This window comes from Catenibacterium sp. (assembly GCF_052354645.1).
In the GTDB taxonomy this organism is placed as follows: Bacteria; Bacillota_I; Bacilli_A; order Erysipelotrichales; family Coprobacillaceae; genus Catenibacterium; species Catenibacterium mitsuoka_A.
In genome coordinates, this window is the sequence record NZ_DAWDDM010000118.1 from 1 (window position 1) to 5,980 (window position 5,980).

Below are 5,980 nucleotides of genomic sequence, written 5' to 3' on the forward strand. Positions count from 1 at the left end.
ATATTATTGCGACGGGACCTGTAGAAGAAATCAAACAGAATAAGAACAGTAAAATTGGAAAATACTTGTGAAAGGCTGTAACGAATACTTAAGCGTTACAGCTCTTTTTCATAGAAAAAAGAATATCAGAAATAATATCCGATATTCTTATTGCCATTCAATTTCTACATTTTTTTGATAATGTGCTAGTCCTATGCGAATCACTGTTCCACTTAAATCACTATCATATCTTCTACTGTTAATTTGATCTATTGCTGATTTTGCGAGTTGTTTCAAATCAACTGAACTATCATTTGTATACTTAAATTCTAGAATATATGATATTTGATTTTTCTTGGATTTTAGTATGATATCACATCTTCCCTTTCCTACTTCTCGATTACTGATTACTTCATACTCACTAGAAAGCCAGGCACACATTCCAAGCAGCATCATGTGATAACTATTTTCATCTTTCAAATCATGATAAGAAGGTAATGTGAGTAGAATCTTTCGATATCTATCTTCAAAATCTTCTTTTCTACAACGTTTCAATGAATTGAATAGTACTGTCAGATCTGTTTCAGTCGCTTTCAAATGATAGGCTGTAAGTTTTCTAAACTCTAATTGAACTTCTTGATTAGGAATTTTTATGATATACAGGCTATCTTGAATAGATATTGTTTTGTGTAATGTGAGATATCCAGCATTAACCAAAAGACCCCACAAGTTTTCTGTATTGTTTACTTCAAAAAAGCTCGTGTCCATTTTTACAGTGGTTTCGAGTTTACCATTTCGAATAAGCTCCTCATAGCCTCTCTCAAAAGCTTCATCACTGCTAGATATTGCTTTTTTAATCATTGTATTACTGCTCGTATTCACCCAATAAGGCTCTAATACTTTTCTAGAAGCATAATTCAAGATAGACCATGGATTATAGATATCATGTTCTCCAAAATGATATCCATCATACATAGATTTCACTTCATCATTGAGTGATAAATCATAATATTCTAATGTTTGCTTCGTTTCTTCTTCTGTAAAGCCAAAGTATTGAGAATATTCTGGATCTTTTACTGTACATACAACCAGATTATTCAAATCGCTGAAGATGTTCTCTTTCGCAACTCTTTGAATACCAGTCATCATTGCATAATGTAGACTCGTAGATGTCTTTAATGCATTATGAAGCAGAGAAGATAATCCCCCTCGCAACTCTTCATAATATCCTCCAACATGAGCTTCAATAAAAGGTGTGTCATATTCATCTATGAATACCATTACTTTTTTGTGGTAGTATTTCTCTAATCGTTCCATCAAAAAAGAAAGTGCATCGATAATATTATCTAGAATCCCATCATTTTTTGTCATTAATCCTTGTACAAGAGATTCATATTCATTTTGTTCAAATACAGTCATTTTTTGTTCAAATACATGAGCATATCGATCATATTCTTTACGCAGTTGTAATTTAATTTCCTTTACAACATTCCATTTATCATTTTTCGCATTCGCGAACGAAATGAAGATTGTAGGATATTGATTCATTTCTGATATATACTCTGTTTCAACAATTTTTGTATCTTTGAATATTTCTTTAGAATCTTTAGTAATATCAAAAAATTAAGACATCATTGACATATTGATTGTTTTTCCAAACCTTCTAGGTCGAGTAATAAGAGTGACAGTACTTTTTCTCATTAAAAAATCATAAATCATCATACTTTTATCGATAAAAAAATAATTCTGATTCTTTAAGGTTTCATAATCTACTACTCCTAAAGGTATAGCTTTTCTCATATGGACACTCCTTTCTTTTCTACTATTATAACATAACTATCTAGTTGAATAAGCGATAAACTATCAAGTTGTACCTAGTCAATATAATATCTGTTCTTTCCTATACTTTTCTTTCCATATTCTATCGCCTTTTTAGGACATCTCGCAATACATGCCATACAATGCGTACATTCCTTACCCCATACAGGACGATGATCTTTTATTTGTATATTATGTAATGGACAAAGTGTCTCACATAGTCCACATTCAATACATTCATCCGTACTATAGAAAGCACCTGCTTTCACGAAAAGTGGATAGAAAACTGTATTCACAATAGAAGATTGGAACTTGTCTTTCAATTGTAATGACATATTGGGAAAAGGTAAATGCTGGTGGATATAGAAAGCGGTTTGTTTAATGACAGGATCTGCCTGTTTAATAATACTTTGAGCTTCTTCATCTTCTGGTGTATCAAACATGGCAAGATAGTTTTCGGGCATAATGATTTCCATTGTACCTTTGTAGTTGAACCCCTTTTCTTTACATAGTTCTTGATTATAATGACCTGCATTGCCTATATTTCCCCCACAATCCATCACAAAATAGACTTCCTCTACATCCTTAAAAGGAGTATGAAGAATCCATTCTTCGACAATACGAGGTATTCTCCAGGCATAAGTAGGTACGACAAATACCAATGTTCCTTGGATATTCTGTAAGCTATGGTCATTATTTCTAATAAGTGTATTCATACTTATATAATCTGCATTTAATTGTTGATGTAGTTTTCTTGCAATATATCGACTATTGCCTGTTCCTGTAAAATAATAAATCATTTGTGTACTCCTTGTTATATATGACTAACTTTCAATGTATTTTTTAAAAAAATGGTGTATACTTTGTAAAGAAAGAAGGTAACGCAATGAAAAGAAAATGCTGGTGTGGTAGTCAGTTAGACTATCATGATTGTCATGAAGCTTTTGATAAAAAGCTTAAACAATATAAAAAACACGGTTATCTTATTCCTAATCATAAAATGATTAAGAATGAGAAACAGATTGAAGCTATTAAAAGAGCAGCTGTTGTCAATAATGGGTTATTAGACTATATTGAAGAACATATCCAGATTGGTATGACAACACAGGATATTGATGATATGGCTGTGGCTTATACATCAAGTCATGGTGGTTATTCTGCAGATTTAAACTATGAAGGGTATCCTAAGAGTATCTGTACTTCTGTCAATGATGAAGTATGTCATGGTATTCCTGGAGATTATGTACTTCAGGATGGAGATATCATTAATGTGGATGCTACAACTGGAGTGAATGGCTATTATGCCGATGCTTCAAGAATGTTTATGCTAGGTCATGTATCAGAAGAAGCACAGCGTCTAGTAAAAGTGACTAAAGAATGCCTTGAAGAAGGTATGAAGGCTGTAAAGCCTTGGGAAAGTACTATTGCTGATATTGGTACAGCAATTGAAAAGCATGCCCATGCTAATGGATATAGTGTTGTAGAAGAGTTCTGTGGTCATGGTATTGGAAAAGCCATGCATGAGGATCCTTATGTATATCATTATACACCAAAAGAAAAGACTGTATTAATAGTTCCTGGAATGGTGTTTACGATTGAACCAATGATTAACCAGGGAACACGTCATATCCATCTAGGTACTGATAATGACTGGACTGTTTATACAGATGATGGAAAACTATCAGCACAATGGGAACATACTCTTCTTGTGACAGAAGATGGTGTAGAAATTATTTCTAAGTAATTAAAAAATCTTCTTTACGTCAAATGTAAAGAAGACTTTTTTTATTTTAACATTGAGAATGCAAATACCACAATACCTAATATAACAAGGATAATACCTGTCACTCTATTTAATGTTTCTGGAGTGGCTTTATTCGCAAAGCGTGCTGCAATTCTTGCCCAAATGAATGTAAAGATAACACATAGAATCCATACACCCCAGTCAGGTGTCCCACCAATCGCAAAATGAGATACAGCTCCTGTTAAGGCAGTGAATGTCATGATAAAGACACTTGTTCCTACTGCTGTCTTAAGTTCATAGCCTAATACAGAAGTAAGAATAAGAAGCATCATCATACCTCCACCTGCACCAATGAAACCACAGATAAAACCAATAATAACACCACAGATTACTGATTGAATAGCTCTTTTTTGAGGAGAGACTGCTTCCATAGATTCTTTTGTTGTCATAACTGGTCTAAGAATAAACTTTATACCTAGAAGCATTGTCATAAAGACTGAGAAATTACCCATAGTGGCTGCTGGCACTAAACTAGAGATATAGCTTCCTACTACTGTAAAACATAATACAGAAACCATCATGATTAAACCGTTTCTAATATCTAGATTCTTGTTTTTACCGTATTCATATGCTGAAGCTGCGCTTGCAAGTACATCTGAAGATAAAGCAATCCCTACAGCCATATAAGGATCCATTCCTAAGAAAGTAATCAACATTGGACTGATCACAGCCGCAGCACTCATACCTGCAAAACCAGTACCAAGTCCTGCCCCCATACCTGCAAAGAACGTAACAAGAATAGTCATTAACACTGTCATATTATTGATCCTCCAATATCCTATCAAGATTATCTTCCATGATTTCTATACCTTTAAATAATATTTCTTTCATAGAATCATCCATGTTATTAAATAATGTGTCTTTAAAAGTTTTCTGAACTAAGCGTCCTTTTTCTATAATAAAATCTGCCTGAGAAGTACATACAAGTTCTGTCTTTCGGCGATCTCCTGTCACTTCTCTTCTTTCTAGATACCCTTCTTTTACAAGTTTATCTACATTTATAGAAACAAGATTGGCTTTAATTTTTCTTACTTCTACAATATCTCTTGCTGTCTTATATTGAGGATTATTCGATAAAAACATCAATATATCAAAAGCTGTTTGTGGTAATTTCATTTCTTGACATAGTGGTTTACACATAACACTGTATGCATGAACCATTTTATTTGGAAACTCTATATTAAAATACATGCTCTTACCTTCTTTCATATTTAGATAGTTCATATATGAACTATTATAATCTTATGCTCTAAGAAGTCAATAAATGATACTATATTTTGTCTTCAGATAAAAAAATAGGAGACATTACAAGAATATCTCCTACTTTTCATCCTTTATACAAAGAGTAGAATACTCCTTTTCTATCTAGAAGATCTTTAAAAGTACCTGATTCTACAATAGTTCCATGATCTAGTACGAGTATTTCATCGAATCTCTCTAATAGATTATCTTCTAATCTATGAGTAATCATGATACATGTATTATTTCTATTCAACAAATTCTTTTCTACTTCTTTTGCGGTTACATGATCTAAGTTAGATGTGGGTTCATCATAGATTAATAAATCTGTATTCTTTAATAAAGTTCTTGCAATACTGATTCTCTGTTTTTCTCCTCCAGAGATATTATTCCCATTTTCATTGATGACAGTATCTAATCCATCAGGTAATGATTCTACAAAATGATCTAATCCTGCCTCATGTACGATTTGATTAACCTGTTCTATTGAATAATCATTATAATAAGTAATATTGTTTCTTAGTGTATCATTGAGAATAGGTGCATTTTGATGAACCATGGATAAATGAGAGTAAACACTACTCATATCAATTTCATTGAGATTTACATCATTGATAAGGATATTTCCTTTGTAGTTATCATAGTAATTTAAAAGAAGCTTAACGATAGTGGACTTCCCACATCCACTATTACCGACAATCGCATACTTCTTATTTTTAAGAAATTCATAGCTAAAATCGTGAATAATCTCTTTGTTTTCAGTATAACCAAATGATATATGATCCATAGTGATTTGATTTAGACCATTTATTTTAATTCCAGTTTGAACCATTTTAATATCCATATATTCTTTTAATTTAAGTTCAATAGGTTTTGTGCTCTTTAATAATGGAAGTTCACTAGATAATCGTCCTAAAGGATTCGCAATATTATTTACAAGTTGTGTGATTGCCATCATTTCACCAATAGTAATTTGATTCTTGATGACAAAATAGAGTGATATAAGTGTTGTCATAACACTTACACCAAGTGATGATAAAGTTGAAAAACCAGCTATGATTCCTTCACAATATCTAAAGTTTTCCATACTTTCTTCATATATATTATCTGCATGATCAAAGTTATCTATTACTTTATGAG

The 5,980-nt window shown here is 32.2% G+C and carries 6 protein-coding genes and 1 pseudogene; 1 reads left to right on the forward strand and 6 read right to left on the reverse strand.

What is annotated here, in order from left to right:
- Positions 1-147 precede the first annotated feature (147 nt).
- The 3 genes and pseudogenes from ACT8VG_RS06435 to ACT8VG_RS06445 form a co-directional block, all read right to left on the reverse strand.
- Positions 148-1,125, reverse strand: coding sequence for a PD-(D/E)XK nuclease domain-containing protein (locus ACT8VG_RS06435; protein ID WP_444195441.1), 978 nt, complete (start codon positions 1,123-1,125; stop codon positions 148-150).
- Positions 1,099-1,779, reverse strand: a pseudogene (locus ACT8VG_RS06440) (AAA family ATPase); the annotation flags it as partial. The gene ACT8VG_RS06435 and the pseudogene ACT8VG_RS06440, both read right to left, overlap by 27 nt.
- A 74-nt stretch (positions 1,780-1,853) precedes the next feature.
- Positions 1,854-2,597 (reverse strand): EFR1 family ferrodoxin, encoded by a 744-nt coding sequence (locus ACT8VG_RS06445; protein ID WP_217106266.1) that lies wholly within the window; start codon positions 2,595-2,597, stop codon positions 1,854-1,856.
- An 86-nt stretch (positions 2,598-2,683) separates the two neighbouring features.
- Here ACT8VG_RS06445 and map point away from each other — a divergent pair, with 86 nt between their 5' ends.
- A complete protein-coding gene (map, locus tag ACT8VG_RS06450) occupies positions 2,684-3,541 on the forward strand; it encodes a type I methionyl aminopeptidase (RefSeq protein ID WP_040390289.1) in 858 nt (285 codons plus the stop codon).
- Between the two features lie 41 nt (positions 3,542-3,582).
- Here the strand turns inward: map and ACT8VG_RS06455 are convergent, their stop codons facing one another.
- From ACT8VG_RS06455 to ACT8VG_RS06465, 3 genes are all read right to left on the reverse strand, one after another.
- Positions 3,583-4,359, reverse strand: coding sequence for a sulfite exporter TauE/SafE family protein (locus ACT8VG_RS06455; protein WP_288209005.1), 777 nt, complete (start codon positions 4,357-4,359; stop codon positions 3,583-3,585).
- A gap of 1 nt (position 4,360) precedes the next feature.
- Positions 4,361-4,810, reverse strand: coding sequence for a MarR family transcriptional regulator (locus ACT8VG_RS06460; protein WP_444195439.1), 450 nt, complete (start codon positions 4,808-4,810; stop codon positions 4,361-4,363).
- Positions 4,811-4,928: 118 nt separating this feature from the next.
- Positions 4,929-5,980, reverse strand: a 1,052-nt coding sequence (locus tag ACT8VG_RS06465) for an ABC transporter ATP-binding protein (protein WP_444195440.1), incomplete at its 5' end; no start/stop codon positions are given.

What these genes read in the sequence shown, in the direction of transcription:
- ACT8VG_RS06435 (WP_444195441.1), bottom strand. Translation starts at nt 1,125, where the DNA reads ATGACTGGTATTCAAAGAGTTGCGAAAGAGAACATCTTCAGCGATTTG.
- map (WP_040390289.1), top strand. Translation starts at nt 2,684, where the DNA reads ATGAAAAGAAAATGCTGGTGTGGTAGTCAGTTAGACTATCATGATTGT.
- ACT8VG_RS06455 (WP_288209005.1), bottom strand. Translation starts at nt 4,359, where the DNA reads ATGACAGTGTTAATGACTATTCTTGTTACGTTCTTTGCAGGTATGGGG.
- ACT8VG_RS06445 (WP_217106266.1), bottom strand. Translation starts at nt 2,597, where the DNA reads ATGATTTATTATTTTACAGGAACAGGCAATAGTCGATATATTGCAAGA.
- ACT8VG_RS06460 (WP_444195439.1), bottom strand. Translation starts at nt 4,810, where the DNA reads ATGAAAGAAGGTAAGAGCATGTATTTTAATATAGAGTTTCCAAATAAA.